This window comes from Ligilactobacillus acidipiscis DSM 15836, from assembly GCF_001435755.1.
GTDB classification, from domain to species: Bacteria; Bacillota; Bacilli; order Lactobacillales; family Lactobacillaceae; genus Ligilactobacillus; species Ligilactobacillus acidipiscis.
Window position 1 is genome coordinate 41,977 of sequence record NZ_AZFI01000001.1, and the last position, 16,611, is coordinate 58,587.

18 protein-coding genes are annotated in these 16,611 nt (G+C 38.7%); 1 reads left to right on the plus strand and 17 read right to left on the minus strand.

Annotation, left to right across the window (positions count from 1 at the left end):
- Positions 1–54: 54 nt before the first annotated feature.
- The 8 genes from pknB to gmk form a co-directional block, all read right to left on the minus strand.
- Positions 55–2,037 (minus strand): Stk1 family PASTA domain-containing Ser/Thr kinase, encoded by a 1,983-nt coding sequence (gene pknB, locus FC65_RS00195; protein ID WP_056971058.1) that lies wholly within the window; start codon positions 2,035–2,037, stop codon positions 55–57.
- Positions 2,037–2,780 (minus strand): Stp1/IreP family PP2C-type Ser/Thr phosphatase, encoded by a 744-nt coding sequence (locus FC65_RS00200; protein ID WP_056971060.1) that lies wholly within the window; start codon positions 2,778–2,780, stop codon positions 2,037–2,039. Before FC65_RS00200 ends, pknB begins: the two co-directional genes overlap by 1 nt.
- A 10-nt stretch (positions 2,781–2,790) precedes the next feature.
- The gene (rsmB, locus tag FC65_RS00205; protein WP_056971061.1) at positions 2,791–4,137 is read right to left on the minus strand and encodes a 16S rRNA (cytosine(967)-C(5))-methyltransferase RsmB; all 1,347 of its coding nucleotides are present in this window, start codon (positions 4,135–4,137) and stop codon (positions 2,791–2,793) included.
- Positions 4,127–5,083 carry a methionyl-tRNA formyltransferase gene (gene fmt, locus FC65_RS00210; protein ID WP_010496246.1) on the minus strand — a complete coding sequence of 319 codons (957 nt, stop codon included), beginning with the start codon at positions 5,081–5,083 and terminating at the stop codon, positions 4,127–4,129. The genes rsmB and fmt overlap by 11 nt, the downstream gene beginning before the upstream one ends.
- Positions 5,084–5,120: 37 nt before the next feature.
- The gene (priA, locus tag FC65_RS00215) at positions 5,121–7,538 is read right to left on the minus strand and encodes a primosomal protein N' (protein WP_268872463.1); all 2,418 of its coding nucleotides are present in this window, start codon (positions 7,536–7,538) and stop codon (positions 5,121–5,123) included.
- 20 nt (positions 7,539–7,558) lie between these two features.
- On the minus strand, positions 7,559–8,743 hold the full coding sequence (gene coaBC / locus FC65_RS00220) for a bifunctional phosphopantothenoylcysteine decarboxylase/phosphopantothenate--cysteine ligase CoaBC (protein ID WP_056971063.1): 1,185 nt from the start codon (positions 8,741–8,743) through the stop codon (positions 7,559–7,561).
- A gap of 135 nt (positions 8,744–8,878) precedes the next feature.
- Positions 8,879–9,085, minus strand: coding sequence for a DNA-directed RNA polymerase subunit omega (gene rpoZ / locus FC65_RS00225; RefSeq protein WP_010496254.1), 207 nt, complete (start codon positions 9,083–9,085; stop codon positions 8,879–8,881).
- On the minus strand, positions 9,082–9,702 hold the full coding sequence (gene gmk, locus FC65_RS00230; RefSeq protein WP_056971066.1) for a guanylate kinase: 621 nt from the start codon (positions 9,700–9,702) through the stop codon (positions 9,082–9,084). Before gmk ends, rpoZ begins: the two co-directional genes overlap by 4 nt.
- 327 nt (positions 9,703–10,029) lie before the next feature.
- Here gmk and FC65_RS11730 point away from each other — a divergent pair, with 327 nt between their 5' ends.
- Positions 10,030–10,194 (plus strand): hypothetical protein, encoded by a 165-nt coding sequence (locus FC65_RS11730; protein ID WP_156408548.1) that lies wholly within the window; start codon positions 10,030–10,032, stop codon positions 10,192–10,194.
- Between the two features lie 170 nt (positions 10,195–10,364).
- Here FC65_RS11730 and glnA read toward each other — a convergent pair whose 3' ends face one another.
- The 9 genes from glnA to rpmG all read right to left on the minus strand — a co-directional run bounded on the left by glnA (position 10,365) and on the right by rpmG (position 16,484).
- Positions 10,365–11,708: a type I glutamate--ammonia ligase gene (gene glnA, locus FC65_RS00235; protein WP_056971068.1), complete on the minus strand. Its 1,344-nt coding sequence runs from the start codon at positions 11,706–11,708 to the stop codon at positions 10,365–10,367.
- A 23-nt stretch (positions 11,709–11,731) separates the two neighbouring features.
- Complete coding sequence (locus tag FC65_RS00240) at positions 11,732–12,121, minus strand: MerR family transcriptional regulator (RefSeq protein WP_056971070.1); 390 nt, start codon at positions 12,119–12,121, stop codon at positions 11,732–11,734.
- Positions 12,122–12,330: 209 nt separating this feature from the next.
- A complete protein-coding gene (miaA, locus tag FC65_RS00245; protein ID WP_010496266.1) occupies positions 12,331–13,254 on the minus strand; it encodes a tRNA (adenosine(37)-N6)-dimethylallyltransferase MiaA in 924 nt (307 codons plus the stop codon).
- 111 nt (positions 13,255–13,365) lie between these two features.
- Positions 13,366–13,752 carry a rhodanese-like domain-containing protein gene (locus FC65_RS00250; RefSeq protein ID WP_035631068.1) on the minus strand — a complete coding sequence of 129 codons (387 nt, stop codon included), beginning with the start codon at positions 13,750–13,752 and terminating at the stop codon, positions 13,366–13,368.
- 66 nt (positions 13,753–13,818) lie between these two features.
- Positions 13,819–14,778 (minus strand): ROK family glucokinase, encoded by a 960-nt coding sequence (locus tag FC65_RS00255; RefSeq protein WP_010496268.1) that lies wholly within the window; start codon positions 14,776–14,778, stop codon positions 13,819–13,821.
- A 16-nt stretch (positions 14,779–14,794) separates the two neighbouring features.
- Entirely contained in the window at positions 14,795–15,013 is a 219-nt protein-coding gene (locus tag FC65_RS00260) for a YqgQ family protein (protein WP_010496269.1), read from the minus strand.
- A gap of 30 nt (positions 15,014–15,043) precedes the next feature.
- Positions 15,044–15,697: a rhomboid family intramembrane serine protease gene (locus FC65_RS00265; RefSeq protein WP_010496270.1), complete on the minus strand. Its 654-nt coding sequence runs from the start codon at positions 15,695–15,697 to the stop codon at positions 15,044–15,046.
- A gap of 3 nt (positions 15,698–15,700) precedes the next feature.
- A complete protein-coding gene (locus FC65_RS00270) occupies positions 15,701–16,282 on the minus strand; it encodes a 5-formyltetrahydrofolate cyclo-ligase (RefSeq protein ID WP_056971072.1) in 582 nt (193 codons plus the stop codon).
- Between the two features lie 52 nt (positions 16,283–16,334).
- On the minus strand, positions 16,335–16,484 hold the full coding sequence (gene rpmG / locus FC65_RS00275; RefSeq protein ID WP_010496280.1) for a 50S ribosomal protein L33: 150 nt from the start codon (positions 16,482–16,484) through the stop codon (positions 16,335–16,337).
- Between the last annotated feature and the right edge of the window lie 127 nt (positions 16,485–16,611).

Sequence of the window (16,611 nt, forward strand, 5' to 3'; positions counted from 1 at the left end):
AAACAAATCAACTACGAATTTGGCTGAGCGCGCCCGCCAATAGAGTCGCCAATATTATTCTTGGGTTACATCGTCTTTTTCTTCGATCACTTGACCATCACGTACTATTTTGTAAGCACCTTTTTTCCCATCTTCTAATTCAAAAGGGATTTGAACCTCACGATCACCAGTAATATCTAAAGTTTGATAAATATTTTTTATTTGATGACTTTTATCTGAAATATAGATCTGAACCTTGTTGCTTTTTCCCTGATTGGTTTCCTCAAACGGGAGCTTAACAGACACAGCAAACTTAGAGGTGCTATCCGCTAAAGAAGAGGATGATGAGGAAGATGACGAACTTTCTGCCGAAGATTCTTCTTTCGCACCGTCAGAGATCGTAACACTAATAGTATCTCCCTGATTAAGCACAGTTCCTGCTGCAGGTTCTTGTTGCATAACGATACCTTCGTCATATTTATCAGAATTTTCCCGGGTCACATTCAAAGTCAACCCTTTTTCGTCAGCATAGTCCTGCGCGCTTTTTAGCGTATAATTCAACAAATCACGTAATTCAAAACTCTTTGCTCCTTGGGAAACCTGGAAAGTAACAGCGGTTTCACCCATTACTACTTTCTTTTTAGCAGAGATACTTTGAGATTTGATCTCACCTTTCGGTATCTTTTGAGAAAAGACTTTTTCAGATTGAACGGTGACTCCCCTTTTTTTCAATTCTTTCTTAACTTGAGAGTATTTTTGCCCTGTATAATCACCAAATTTTTCTTTTTTAGGACCTTTGGAGATCTCTACATCTACTAAAGTTCCCTCCTTGATTTCTGTTTTGGCTTTAGGCCGCGTTCTGATAACTTGACCAAAATAATAAGTATTGTTGTACTTTTTGGTGACCTTTCCGAGTTTTAAATTAGCATCTTTTAGACTTTCAGTAGCCTCAGAAGTCGTCATTCCCTTCAATTGCGGCACAGAAGTATCTTTGGGGATCATAGCATAAGAAAGTCCAGTCCCTACTAAAAGAACCAGCAAAAAACTCAAAACAAAGAGCCACCTCTTCTTTTTACTCCACTTTTTCTTTGTTTTTTTGCTAATTTGATCTTGGTCAAAGCCTTCATCTGCAAGAGACTGATCCTTGTCAGACAACTCACTATCTGAGGGAGGTAACAACACTTTAGTCTCATCATCATTTTCAAATGAAGGCAGCCATTTACTTTCATTTGCCCTGCCTGGAGACAAACAAGTCCGTAGATCCCCGGCCATTTGTTCAACCGTTGTGTAACGATCTCTTAGGTCTTTAGCAGTCGCATGAAATACTACATTCTCCAATGCTTGAGGAACATTGGGTTCTTCTTGCCTAACTGAAGACATTGCTTCCTTATAATGTTTCATAATGATCGAAACAGCATTTTCGCCACGATAAGGCACATGCCCAGTCAACATTTCAAACAAAATGATACCCAAAGAATAAATGTCAGCTTGCTTGGTAACAATGCTGCCCCGCGCTTGTTCAGGAGAAATATAATGCACGGAACCCATAACAGTATTTGTTTTAGTCAATGTAGAGGAAGAAACCGCAAGTGCAATCCCAAAGTCAGTTATTTTTACATTTCCTTCTTGGTCGATCAAAATATTTTGCGGTTTAAGATCCCGGTGGATAATGCCATGCTGATGAGCGTCACCAACGGCTTGTAGTATCTGCTGCATGATTTCTAAAACTCTAGTTAATGAAAAGGGATATTCTTGTTTGATATACTGCTTTAAATCCATCCCTTTCACATATTCCATTACAAGATACTGGTTACCATCTTCTTCACCAATATCATAGATCATAACGATATGAGGATCGGTCAATTCTGTTAAAGACATGGCCTCGCCTTGAAATCTTCGCACAGCAGTAGGATCATCACGCATATCTAAGCGTAACAATTTAACCGCAACAGAACGCTTAAGTATCAGATCATAGGCAACATAAACATTAGCCATGCCTCCTTCGCCCAAGACATTGACTATCTTATAGCGACCATTCAAAACATAACCTGTTTCCATTAACTGACCTCCTTATTTTCAAAGGAAATCAATAAAGCAGTGATGTTGTCAGCACCGCCTGCTTGATTAGCAGCTTTGATCAGTTGCTGGCATTTTTCTTTCAAACTCAACTTTTTTTGTCCTAGGATCGCAGCGATCTGCTCGTCTTCGACCATATTCGTCAAACCGTCAGTACATAAAAGCAGCTCCCCCGGAACTATTTCGCACAATTTCTGATCTAAGCGCGCATCTTTCGAAACTCCTAAAGTTCTGGTAATGATATTTTTTTGCGGGTGGATACGTGCCTGTTCTTTGCTGATCTGTCCATTTTTAACCATCTCGTTGACTAACGAGTGATCTTCTGTCAGCTGAGTTAGACGTCCTTCGTTGAAAAGGTAGCACCGGCTATCGCCAATGTTTGAAATCAATAATCTTTTTTTAAGAATAACCACGCAAACTAATGTGGTGCCCATTCCCATTAAAGAATCATTTTGATCGGCAGAATGTAAGATCTTCTTATTTTCCGACACTGCTTGTTTTTGTAACCAAGAATAAGCATCATTAGGCATCTCAAAACTAGTCTGTTCGAATTCGTAGCCAATATTAGAAACAGCCATTTCAGATGCAACTTCTCCTCCTTGATGCCCTCCCAAGCCATCAGCAACGATTGCTAAAGAAACTCCAACTTGATTTGTAAAAAAACCAACGAAGTCTTCATTTTTCTGTCTGGAGCGTCCAACGTCACTTAAATAGGAATATTTCACTTCTCACACCTCATTTTTGTTTAAAAAGAGTAGCAATAAAAAAGCCATCCGAATCATAGTCGTCCGGGTAAATCGTCAAGGATAAAGACTGACGTTCGTCTTTTAAATGATACTTCGTTGTTGTTTTGACTTGTACAAAATCTGGATTTGCAGTCAAAAACTTATCAACTACTGCTTGATTTTCAGTGCTTATAATAGTGCAAGTACTATAAGTCAACTGACCACCCTTGGCAACTAATGGAGCAGCAGCTTGTAAGATCGATAATTGGACCTGAGCCAACTTGGTCGTATCTGCCAAACTTTTTTCATATTTGATCTCAGGTTTGCGTCGTAATAAACCCAGGCCAGAACAGGGAGCATCAACCAATACCTTGTCAAAAGTCTCTCTAGAATATTTTTCAGGACTTTTTCGAGCATCTAATGCTCTTGTTGTTACACTCTCGCTGAGATGCATCCGGTCTACATTTCTTTGGATCAAACGTAATTTATTTTTATGGATATCAAGTGCTTCAACATGTCCGTTATCATTTAAATGTTCCGCAATTTGTGTTGTTTTTCCTCCTGGTGCAGCACACATATCCAAGACTTGATCATCTGGCTGAATATTCATAGATTCAACACTCAAGCTCGCACTTTCATCTTGAACAGTAACTTGGCCGGCTTTGTATGCTCTACTTTGCGGGATAAAGCCGCCCTGCACTAATAAAACAGCTGGCGAAACCCGACTCGGTGAAACATCAAACCCCTCGCTTTTTAAGATTTGTTGGACTTCTTTTGGGTCGCTGATCTTGTTGTTAACACGAACGCTTTGGGCAGGTGTTTTTAAAGTTGACTGAAGCAAAGAGCTAACTTTTTTAGGATCTAATTCAATTAGCAGCCTATCAACCAACCAGCGAGGTGTACTCGTCTGCACGCTTAACTTTTCAACTGGATCTTTGATCTCAGAAATTTTTGGTAATCCCTGACGCGAAACAGCATGTAAAACTCCAGTCACAAATCTTCTCGTTCCTTCATGACCCATTTGTTTAGCGATCTCAATCGCCTCATTAAAAATTGCATGTTCAGGTATACGGTCCAGATACCCAAGCTGGTACACAGATATCCTTAATAACTCTTTGACCCACAGATCAAGTTTCTTAGGCTTTTTTAAAAAAGGCTTCAGAAAAAAATCCAAAGTTAGCTTATTTTGAATCGTTCCATACACCAAATTAGTATATAAATTTATATCACGGCCCACAAGCTTACCAGCAGCTACAGTTTGGTCAACAACCTTATTCGAATAGGAATTTTCTTTTTCGATCCGAGTTAAGTCATTTACTGCGAGATAGCGCGCACTATTTTTTATTTTACTTGTCATCTGAGATCAAAACCTGCCCCTTTTCTAGCTTCTGGTTCAATCCATTTAAATAGTCGGTCACAGTTAAACGTTGTTTGCCTGCAGGTTGTAATTCATTGATCTGGTAGACCGTACCTTTAGCCGCAGCAACCGTTAATTGATGTTTGGTAACTTCAATGATCGTCCCTGCTGCTTGTTCGGTTCTTTTTTCAAGAGGATCAACATTCCACAATTTTGTCCGTTTACCAGCAAAGTTCTCAAAAAATGCACCCGGCGCTGGACGTAGTGCCCGGACCTTCCAGTCTATCTGTTCAGCAGTCAGTGAAAGTAAGAGTTGTTCTTCTTCAGGTTTGATCGTTGGTGCAAAAACAACTTCATCTTCATTTTGTGGAGTTGAGTTTAAGTTACCCGCGATCAATGCAGGTAATTTTGCTAGCAGCAGATCACGGCCTAAAAAGCTTAATTTTTCAAATAAGCTTCCAGTATCATCACTCATTGTGATCGGTAATTCTGCTTGACCAAGCATTTCTCCCGCATCCATTTTTTTGATCATATAAATCAAGGTGACACCAGTCTTATCATCACCATTCACTAGCGAATATTGTACCGGAGCACCGCCACGATACTTAGGCAATAAAGAGCCATGAACGTTGATTGCTGCAATTTTTGCGCTATTCAATAACTTGCTGGGTAAAAATTGCCCATAAGCAGCGGTCACGATCAAGTCAGGCGCAAGGTCAATAACACGCTTCATTTCTTCACTGCCACTGATTTTTTCCGGCTGCAGTACTTCGATATTATTTTTCACAGCAACTTCTTTAACAGGAGAAGCAGTTAAACGGTGTTTTCTTCCTACGGGGCGATCGGGCTGCGTAACGACTGCTTTAACATCATAAGCTTGTTTTAATAACCCCTCTAATACTGGAACTGCAAATTGCGGCGTTCCCATAAAAACGATTGAAGTCATACATCCACATCCTTAATTTCTATAAAATATAATTACTTTAGATAAAATCGATCGGATCTCGATCAATTTTTAGTTTGAGTTTTTGTCTAGCCTCTTTTTGACTATTCAACAGTAAATCTTCCAAAAATGCATCCAGCTCCGGTTCTTTTTTATACTTGATGACTAATTGATAATAAAACTGATTATTAATTCTCATGATAGGTTTTGGCGTTGGCCCGAGAATAACAGCTTGTGAGGATAATACTTGTTTTAATTGTCCGTCGATCTCAAACATCTTCTTGGCTACATCTGCTTCGTTAGGTCCGCTTGTTACTATCTGGGTAGTAAAGAAATACGGAGGATAACCGCCACGATGGCGCATATTCATTTCGATCCCAAAAAACTTCTCGTAATTCTGTTTTTTCGCTAACTGAATGGCATAATGTTTTGGATTGAATGTTTGAATGACGACCTGACCTAGTTTATCAGCTCGACCTGCACGACCACTGACCTGTGTTAAAAGTTGAAAAGTTCGTTCAGCCGAACGAAAATTAGGTAAGCTCAGAGATGTATCTGCATTTAGTACTCCGACTAATGTTACATCCGGAAAATCTAATCCCTTGGCGATCATCTGTGTTCCTAATAAAATATCAGCTTCTTTGTTTCCAAATTGACGTAATAGTTTGGCATGAGCACCCTTACGTCTTGTGGTATCAACATCCATTCGCAAGATCTTTGTTTCAGGCAGCAATTGTTGCAATTCTTGTTCCACTTTTTCTGTCCCAGTCCCATAATAGCGGATTTTCTTGCTTTGACAACTAGGACAAGTTCGAGGGATCGGTTCTTCATGTCCACAATAATGACACTTCATAGAGTGCGAATCCATATGAAGTGTCAATGATATGTCACAGTTAGGGCATTTTAGGACAAAACCGCATTCCCGACACATAATAAAGGAAGAATATCCGCGCCGATTCAGCATTAGCACAACTTGTTCTTTTTGTTCAAGGCGCTGTTTGATCGCATCTAACAGTGGTGTTGAAATATCAACGGCTGGTGCTCTTTTTAATTCTTGTCTCATATCGATCAACTGAACTTCAGGCAATGGCTGTCCGTTGATTCGTTCATCCAAACGGAGCCATTCATAAACTCCCTTCTGTGCTCTTGCACGCGATTCTAACGAAGGAGTCGCACTTCCTAAAACAACTGGGCAATGATGCCATGATCCCCGTTTGATGGCGACATCACGGGCATTATATTCTGGCATATCTTCTTGCTTATAACTGGTTTCATGTTCCTCATCCATGATGATAATGCCAATATTTTCTAATGGCGCAAACACAGCCGAACGAGCGCCAACCACCACGGTAGCATCATTTCTTTCGATCCTGCGCCATTCGTCATATTTTTCTCCTTCAGACAGACCACTGTGCAACACAGCAACATTTGAACCAAAACGAGACTTGACCCTGCGCACCATTTGCGGAGTCAAAGAAATTTCAGGCACTAACATCAAAGCTGTTTGCTTATTTTTTAAGGCGCATGCGATCGTATAAAGATAAACTTCTGTTTTGCCGCTGCCCGTTACCCCCTGAAGTAAAAAAACTTTATCTTGCTGCTGAACTATTGAGTGATCTATCCGCTCAACCGCCTTTTGTTGAGCAGCTTTCAATTGCTTAGGCTTAGTTCTTTTAATTTCAGCATCGCGATAAGGATCACGATATTTCTCGACTTTTTCTTTTTTTAACCAGCCTTTTTTTTCACCCTGTGTGAAGACAGCCGCTGACAAACCCGTTTTTTTTATGGCATCTTTTTGTGTCAAAATTTGTGAACCTATTTTTCCTAAAAAATCTAATAAGAGCCGTAACTTATCTGCGTTCACCCGTAACAATTCTTTTTGTTTCTGGACCTCTTGAGTATTTAACAGACTTTTGATCACTGTAACTTTTTTTGTGCGTGCACGGTCATGAACTTGATAAATAACTTCTGCTTTTTTTTCGCGACTGAGCTTTGAAAGTTTTTTAAAAACATCCGCTGATAATTCTTTACTGTCAAATTTTACTTCATTTTGTTCATCGAACAACTGCTTGACCTCTTCTGAAACGTCTGTACTAGTCAGTTTGATCGTTTTATTGTAGCTAGCACGCATAGCTGCTGGAAGCATGACCTGTAAACATGAAATTTTAAATGAAAATGTCCACTTAGCCAACCAACTCGCCATTTCTAACATTTCGGTGTTTAAAACTGGAGTTAGGTCTAAGACTTCCTCGATTTCTTTGATTTTAAAAGAAACACCTGGTCGTTTAGAAAGGATCTTGGTGGTAAATCCCAAAATTTTTCTTTTTCCAAAAGGCACAATGACACGCATTCCGGGAAATACTTGACCTATCCATTCTGTCGGTATGGCATAAGTATATGGTTGATTGGTTTGCATTGAAGGCACATCAACTATTACCTCGGCAAATTGTTCACTCACGTCTTTCCCCTCTTTACATCTTATAAACTAGTCAGTTCGTCCAAGATCTCATCTGCAATTTTGTCTTTACTGGTCTTTGCGATCAACTTAGGTTCCTTTTTTGGTCTTAACAACCGAACTTCATTGTCGGCTGCATTAAAGCCAATATCTTTGCGAGAGACATCATTCAAAACTAACATATCCAAATTTTTTTTAACTAATTTTTTATTACCATTTTCTATTAAATTTTGCGTTTCGGCTGCGAATCCTACTAACTTTTGATGCGTTTTAATGTGCCCTAAATCAGCTAAAATATCAGGATTGGCAACCAGATCCAAATGCATGCTCTGACCATTTTTCTTGATTTTTTGCTTTGCGATCTGTTTCACATGGAAATCCGAGACCGCAGCCGCCATAATAACCACATCGTTTTGCTCAAATTTTTCCTTAACTTTTTGCTGTAATTCTTTGGCAGATATAATGTCTATTACTGCAACACCACTTGGTTTAGACAACTGAGTCGGCCCACTGACTAAGGTCACATTTGCTCCGCGATCAGCTGCTTTTTGAGCTAAAGCATATCCCATCTTACCGCTTGAATGATTTGTCAAATATCTGACTGGGTCGATTTCTTCAACCGTCGGACCAGCCGAAATTAAAAGATTAACGCCAGCAAGATCTTGCTTAACAGTGATTTTTTCGCTGATCCAATGAAAAATTTCTTCCGGTTCTGGCATTCTGCCTCGACCACTATAGCCTTCGGCAAGAAACCCAGTTGCTGGAAACATGACACTCACACCATCGTCTTTTAATGTATGAACATTTCTTTGAGTTGAAACTTGTTGCCACATATTTTCATTCATAGCAGGTATCACAAATTTAGGAGCGCGTGTGGCTAATATCGCCGTAGATACAAAGTCATCTGCAAGACCGTTCGCCATTTTCGCTAAGATATTAGCTGTGGCTGGTACAACTACAGCAATATCCGTCCAATCTGCGAGCGCGATATGCGGTACAAATTCTTGATCCTCTGTTGGCACATGGTCGGTATAAACATGATGAGTCGATAATACTTCAAAAGTTTGCGCAGTTACAAACTTTTGGGCGGCACTTGTCATTGCAACTTTGACCTCAAACCCCGCTTTGATGAAGGATCGCACCACCTGTGCTGCCTTGTAAACCGCGATCCCACCAGTAATATACACAGCAATATGTTTCTTACTCACGTTCTTCGTTCCTTTCACTGATCGATATTACCCTTTATTGTATCAATTTTACCTGTAATAAAAAAGTGTTCATTACTTTAATGGGGACAACAACCTGAACCCAAACAAAAGTAATGAACACTGGATAAAAAGAATCTATTGTTTTTTAGTATCAGAAATCTTTAAATCGCCAGCTTCGACCTCTTCTAAAGCACGTCCAACATTTTTCTCAGAAGTATATTCACCTAATAAAGGCATTGCTCCATCATCAAGTTCATGTGCACGTTTAGCAGCCAGCATCACCAATGAGTAACGAGAATCTACTTGATCTAATAGCTTGTCTACTGAAGGATATAAAATCATTTTAAAGCATCTCCTAATTGTTTTTTATAGTCTGGTAAGAAACGTTTTACACGCCAACGTTCAGCTCGGATAATAGTTTTGATCTTTTCAGCCGCAGTTGGGACCTGATCATTAACAACAGCATAATCATAATTCTGCATCATTTCTATTTCACCCACAGCTTGGTGCATTCGCTTATCGATGGTTTCTAAGTCATCAGTACCGCGATGAACGATCCTTTGCCGCAATTCCATTAAATCAGGCGGGGTCAAGAAAATAAATAAACCGTCCGGGACTTTCTCTCGAACTTGCATTGCACCTTTGACTTCAATTTCTAAAAAGACATCCTTACCGGCATCTAACATCTCATTCACATATTTTAAAGGTGTTCCATAATAGTTGTCAACGTACTGTGCATATTCAAGCATTCCGCCAGTTTTGATCTCATTTTCAAATTCTTTTTTTGAGACAAAATAATAGTCCTTACCATTGACCTCTCCTGGACGCATCTTTCTGGTAGTCATTGAAATTGAATAATCAAAATTATTTCCTGGTTGTGAAAAGATCTCTTTTCTAACGGTTCCCTTCCCCACTCCAGATGGGCCCGAAAGCACGATCAACATTCCTCTTTTAGACATGCACTAAAACTCCTCAAATAAATATTTACCTTCTATCATGCACTTTTTACTTATTTTTTTCAAGTACGACAAGCAAGAAATGGCAAGAAAATTTTATTTTTCTCATGATTTTTTCAAAAACTAGTCTATAACATCTCTCGGAAAATAATATGTTTAAATGATGAGCGAATGTACATTTTTAGAACAACAAGAAATATTTGCGAAAAACAAAACTTTGAACTTGCGTTCGGGAACTTTTGTTCTATAATGGTAAATGTAAGCAAACAAATGTTCAACCGATCGCTTTATTATTTTTAGAAATGTTTTTAAAAATCAGGAGGTAAAAACATGAAATATCATTTCATTGCACTCTTACGAGCAAAGGCCTTTTTCTATTTTCAACTTTTACTAACAAAATGGAATACATTTTTCGATCCAGCACAAGTCTTAGAACAAGAACAAATTCCTTCAATGCCTGAATTTCAGATCGATTCATTCATTAGAAAATCGTAAATTGATCCGCATTATTTTCAAAAAACAAATCACTGCGATCTCCATCAGTGGTAGTTTTAAATCAACGATCAGAACAGCAAGTTCAAGCGATTATCCTTTCAAATTAAAAAAAACATCCTAAAAAAAAGCAACTCATTTAAATGAGTTGCTTTTTTTACGACATTTTATAATTAATATTGTTCGAAATATTGTTTTCTTTCCCATTGTGAAACATCCTGGCGATATGCTTCCCATTCGATTCGCTTACCTTCAAGAAAACTTGCAGCTAAGTGTTCACCAAGAGAATTCAAAATAACATCATCCTTTTTCAATGCTTTTAATGCATTATGCAATGTAGAAGGAAGGTCTACAATATTATTCGCATGTCGCTCTTCTTCCGTCATAACATAGATGTTCCGGTCGATTGGTTTAGGGGGTTCGATTTTATTACGTACACCATCTAGTCCGGCTTCCAGAATAGTTGCAACGGCTAAGTATGGATTAGCAGTTGAATCAACACTGCGTAATTCCAAACGAGTTGAACCTCCACGTGCGGCTGGTACACGAATCAAAGGAGAACGATTATGTCCTGACCAAGCCACATAAACAGGTGCTTCATAGCCTGGTACTAACCGCTTATATGAATTAACGATCGGATTAGTAATGGCCGTAAAATTACGAGCATGCTTTAATAATCCGCCTAAAAAGTACATCGCGTCTTCTGAAAGTCCAGATTCAGCAGATGCATCGTAAAAGACGTTTCCACTGTCATTGAATAATGACATATTAACATGCATTCCAGAACCATTAATACTGGTTAATGGCTTTGGCATAAAGGTTGCATGTAAGCCATGTTTGCGTGCTACTGTTTTCACTACAAGCTTGAATAATTGAATGTTATCAGCAGCATGTAAAGCATCAGCATACTTAAAATCTACTTCATGCTGGCCAGGAGCAACCTCATGGTGAGAGGCCTCAACATCAAAACCTAAACGTTCAAGTTCAAGAACGATCTCGCGCCGACAATTTTCGCCTAAGTCAACGGGAGCTAGGTCGAAATAGCTTCCCTGATCATTCAATTTAGTAGTCGGATCATTCGTAGTTGGATCCAGCTTAAATAAGAAAAATTCAGGTTCAGTCCCGATGTTAAAATCAGTATAGCCCAGATCTTTCATTTCACGCAAAACTCTGATCAAATTGTTTCGTGGATCGCCCATAAAAGGTGTCCGGTCAGAATTATATACCTCGCAAATCACCCCAGCTATTTTACCGTACTCACTACCCCATGGTAAGATAGTCCAAGTTGACAGATCTGGGTACAACCACATGTCACTTTCTTCAATTCTTACAAAACCATCTATAGAAGAACCGTCAAACATAATTTTGTTATCCAACAACTTGTCTAACTGGCTAACTGGAACTTCAACATTTTTGATCGTGCCATACAGATCTGTAAACATTAACCGTAAAAACTGAACATTCTCATCCTTAACAATTCGGCGAACATCATCTTTAGTGTACGTTGGTTTAGCCATTTGCATACTCCTTTGTTTTTGACCTACAGTTTCTTTTTATGGACAGAAAGTTTATCAGCTCGGTCAGCCAATCCACCAACAGCTTTGATTTCTTCACGTAAAATACGCCGAACATCCGTGTCAGTCAATGACTTTTGCATCTGTTCTTGTTTTGCGTGTTCACGTTCTTTTTGCTGTTCATAAATGTGTCTGATTCCAGCCATATTTATCCCTTCGCTTAAATAATCTTTGATCTCAAGTAATTGATCCACATTATTAAGTGAATACATTCTCCGATTACCTTCATTACGCTCAGGGATCACTAAGCCTTGCTGCTCGTAATATCTAATTTGTCGCGCAGACAAATCAGTCAATTTCATTACCGTTCCGATCGGTAAGACTGAAAGTGAGCGCCTTAACTCTTTTTCTTTCATAAAATTCCTCCCGAAACTACTCATCCATAATATCAAGTAGTCCAAAGCTTGTCAATATTTTATGTCATATTTTATAACACGAAAATAATTCCTGATTTATAAGAGCTAAACTCATATTTTTAATACTTTTAACTTTTTTTATTTCTATTTTTTCAACTATACCAAAGTTAAACTTTACTTTTTTGGATAGACTTTTGATACACATAGTTTTATTTTATCCATTCAGTAACTATCTGCTCTATCTTTGCTATTTCTTGCGGATTTTGTACTAAATCAAACCACGAAACATTCATTCGATTTCTAAACCAGGTTAGCTGCCGTTTTGCATAATGGCGTGAATTTTTTTTGATCAGTTCAACACATTGCTCAAGTTCTGCTTCTCCTGCAAAAAAAGGAAAAAGTTCCTTATAACCGATACCCTTTCCTGCTGGCAGCTCACCACCGCCATCTTGATAAAGCTGACGTGCCTCTGGTAATAATCCATCATCCATCATGTGCTCGACTCTCGAATTGATCCGCTCGTATAATAATTTTCGGTCTGTATTTAGTCCGATTATTAATGGATCTAATTTTCTTGATCCGACATCATTTTGTTTTGAAAATAATTCTCCTGTTTGCAAATAAACTTCTAAAGCTCTAACCACACGGCGCACATTGTTGACTGGTATTTTTTGGGCAGCTTTAGGGTCAACTTTTTCCAAGCGGTCCCACAGAGCTTTGTTGCCATGCGACACAGCGAATTTTTCTAATTCTTTTCTGATATCCTGGCCTACAGGGGTATCCGGGCTTCCTAAATTAAAACCATCTAGCAAAGCTTGTATATACAAACCTGTTCCACCTACAATTATCGGCAAATGCTGCTTTGTGGCAATCTTTTTGATTTCTTTTTCACTGTTATCCACAAAATCAGCTACTGAAAAAGGCTGGTCTGGTTTTAAAATATTCAAAAGATGATGATCGATCCCATCCATTTCACGCTCTGTCACCTTGGCTGTCCCAACATCTAAACCTTGATACACTTGCATCGAGTCGCCTGAAATAACCTCACCATTAAATAAATGTGCTAATTTGATTGAAAGGTCCGTTTTTCCAACAGCCGTTGGCCCCACGATCACTAACACTTTTTGCGCCAAATTTTTTCACTCCCTGAGCTAACTTTTTTGCTATTATTCCTGATATCTTTTTAAGCAAAAAGGAAATGAGCTTTTATTGCTAAACTCATTTCCTCGACTTGCATTCAACTATTAACCTTTACTTTTAGTTTTTCCGTCCCACTTATCAAAGCCGGATTTCAAAATATAAAGGTCAGAATAACCATTTTTGTGTAATTTAGATGCCATACGTGGTGCAACTGTCTTAGTATCATCGTACAAATACACTGGCATATCTTTACGTAAGCTATCTTTAAATAATTTATACTGTGAAAACGGCATATTTCTAGCACCTAAAATGTGCCCCTTCTTAAAATCTTTTGGTTCACGAACATCAATTATTTGTGCTCGGTGCATACCTTTTTTAAAATCCTCATTAGTTAATATAGTTGCATGACGTTTCCCGATAAAATAAGTATAAAACTGTCCGCCAAACAGCCAAACTAAAATTAAGATCAATACTATATTGATCCAAGCCATAACTGACAAATCACCTAAAACAAACACTGATAAAACTCCCTTCACCCTTATTGCCTCTAATTATTTTTATTTAAACTTTAAAGCCAATGATGCAGCACCGATCAAACCAGCATCGTTACCTAATTCAGCCAATTTTAAATGAGTTGAATCTCTGACTGTTGGAAAAGCAAATTCTTCAAAGTTTTTGATAACTCTGGTCAACAAGAAATCGCCTGCAGCAGATACACCGCCACCGATCACAATGTACTCTGGATTAGTTAAGGCTGCAATATTAGCACATGCAAAGCCCAAGTAGTAACATACTTCATCAACAACGCGCAAAGCTAAAGAATCATTTTGTTTAGCGAGATCAAAAACATCCTTAGAGGTAATATCTGCACCATTATCTAAGGAACGTTTCAATTCTGAATCACCAGCAAATTCTTCTGCTTGATCTCGCGCAATATGCACAACACCAGTAGCTGACGTATATGTTTCCAAGCATCCATGACCCCCACAAGTACAGAGATAACCACCAGGATGGACATTTATATGACCGATCTCTCCTGCGGCACCTTGACCGTGAAGCAATTGACCATTGCTGATAATGCCACCGCCAACTCCAGTACCCAGTGTAACAAAAACCACTTCGTCAGAATTATTTCCGGCACCCTTCCAACGTTCACCTAAAGCGGCAACGTTAGCATCATTATCTACAGCAAAACTGATCCCTGTACCGCGTTCGATCTCTTCTTTAATGTTTTGAGTAGTCTTCCAATTTAAGTTGTATGCACCAACAACCGTTCCTGCTTCTAAATCAACAGTTCCGGGGGTACCCATACCGATACCCAAAAACTGATCCTTATCCATATTGTATAATGCAAGATGATGATTGATCGATTCAATAATATCTGGAACAATATGTGCTCCATCATCCAAAATATTAGTTTCAACACTCCATTTTTGCTGAATCTCACCCTCAGTAGTTAAGATCCCAAATTTGATCGTAGTGCCTCCCAAATCAATTCCAAGCAACTTTTTGTCCATCAGCTTGTTCCTCCTGCTAACTTTTATTTTTTTCTTGCTCGCGTTGTTCTTCAATTCTATGTTCACGTTCGATAACTAATTTAGCTTTGATAAAAGTTTCTTTATCGATCACGTCAGATTCTCGTAAATGATCTAATTCCAAGGCCATTAGTTCAATATCCCACAAACGTTTACCAACATAGACAAAGACCCCAAAACGTTTTAACAATTGTTGTACATCATACAGAGTCTTCAAAAAGAATCACCCTTTCTATTATAGCGGAAATTAGTACTGTTTGAAACCGGCTACAGCAAGTATTCCATATATAATTACTAAGGCTGCTCCAGCCAAGATTTTTTTGTTAGTTGGAATTTTTTCCAGGTTAGGAGTACCTAGAACATAAGCCGTTAAAAAGCCGGCTAACAACCCACCTATATGACCGGCAATGTCGATCCCAGTAAATCCTAGACCCAAGTTTAAAATTACTAGGATCAAAAATTGTTTGGCTGTGGCTCTAATATACGGATTTTGACGGTAAGATTCACCCAACATCAAAAAAGCACCAAACAAACCAAAAATAGATGTTGATGCTCCAGCAGAAATGCTCGGACTGAAAACAAAACTGGCAATGTTTCCACCTAAACCACTGATCAAATAAAGGATCACAAAACGCCATTTACCAAAAACTGCCTCGATCTGTATGCCAATAAAATAAAGTGTCACCATATTCAAAACGATGTGTTGCAATCCAATGTGAATGAACATTGGGGTAAACAAACGCCACCATTCTCCTTGCCCGATCAATTGGTTGACCTTTGCACCAAAAAACACTAGAACATTAGTATTCTCACTTCCACCTGCCACGGTCATTAGCAAATAAACAATAATATTAATAATGATCAAAAAATAAGTAGCAGATGGTCGTTGTTTACGTGTCATATTCTAACCTCTTCCCTGCTTTAAAGAAAACCACCCTGAAGTGGTAACAATGTTTGCGATAGCCTGGTCATTTGCGTCCACTTGCCACTTTGTACCTAAGTAGAAGCGCGCAGGTTCCGCACAGCTGATCACGGCTCCATGATATTCGGCTAAAAAGCGATCATAAAATCCACCACCAAAGCCTAATCTTTCCCCTTTAGAGGTAAATGCAAGTCCAGGGACTACTGCGAGGTCAATTCGTGCAGGTTCAACTACTACTGAACTTTCTACTGGTTCCAACACTCCAAAATTCGATCTCACAATTTGAGTAGCAGCATCAAGTCGACAAAATTGCAAACGATGCCCGGATAATGTTCTAGGAACCACAATAGTTTTTTTACTGTGAAGAGCCGCAACGATCAGAGGTTTTGTATCAAACTCTAATGGCTCACCGAGTGTAATAGCAATGACATTGGCATCCTGCCAAACAGCGGAAGATAATAATTTCTGATAGATCTGTAATTCACTAGCTGTTTTTTCCCATCGACCAGCCTGTGAAGTTAATTTATTTAATTGTTGTTTGCGCATGTATTCCTTAGAGAACATTAACAAACTCCTTTATGATTATAGAAAAAAACAACAGGAACTTTTCCTGTTGTTATTTTGTTTCGCGATGTAATGTAACTTTATGATCACGTGGGCAATATTTTTTAAGCTCCAAACGATCAGGATTGTTACGCTTATTTTTGCTTGACAAGTATGTCCGTTCATGACATTCTGTGCATTCTAATGTAATGTGTACACGCATCTGTTTGACCCTCCAAACTTACATATCGTATTCAAAAGACACTTAAGCGCCTTTAACGTTAATATAATACCATCTTTTATTTATGATTACCAGTATTTTTCCTGGATTATTCATAATTTTACCTTGA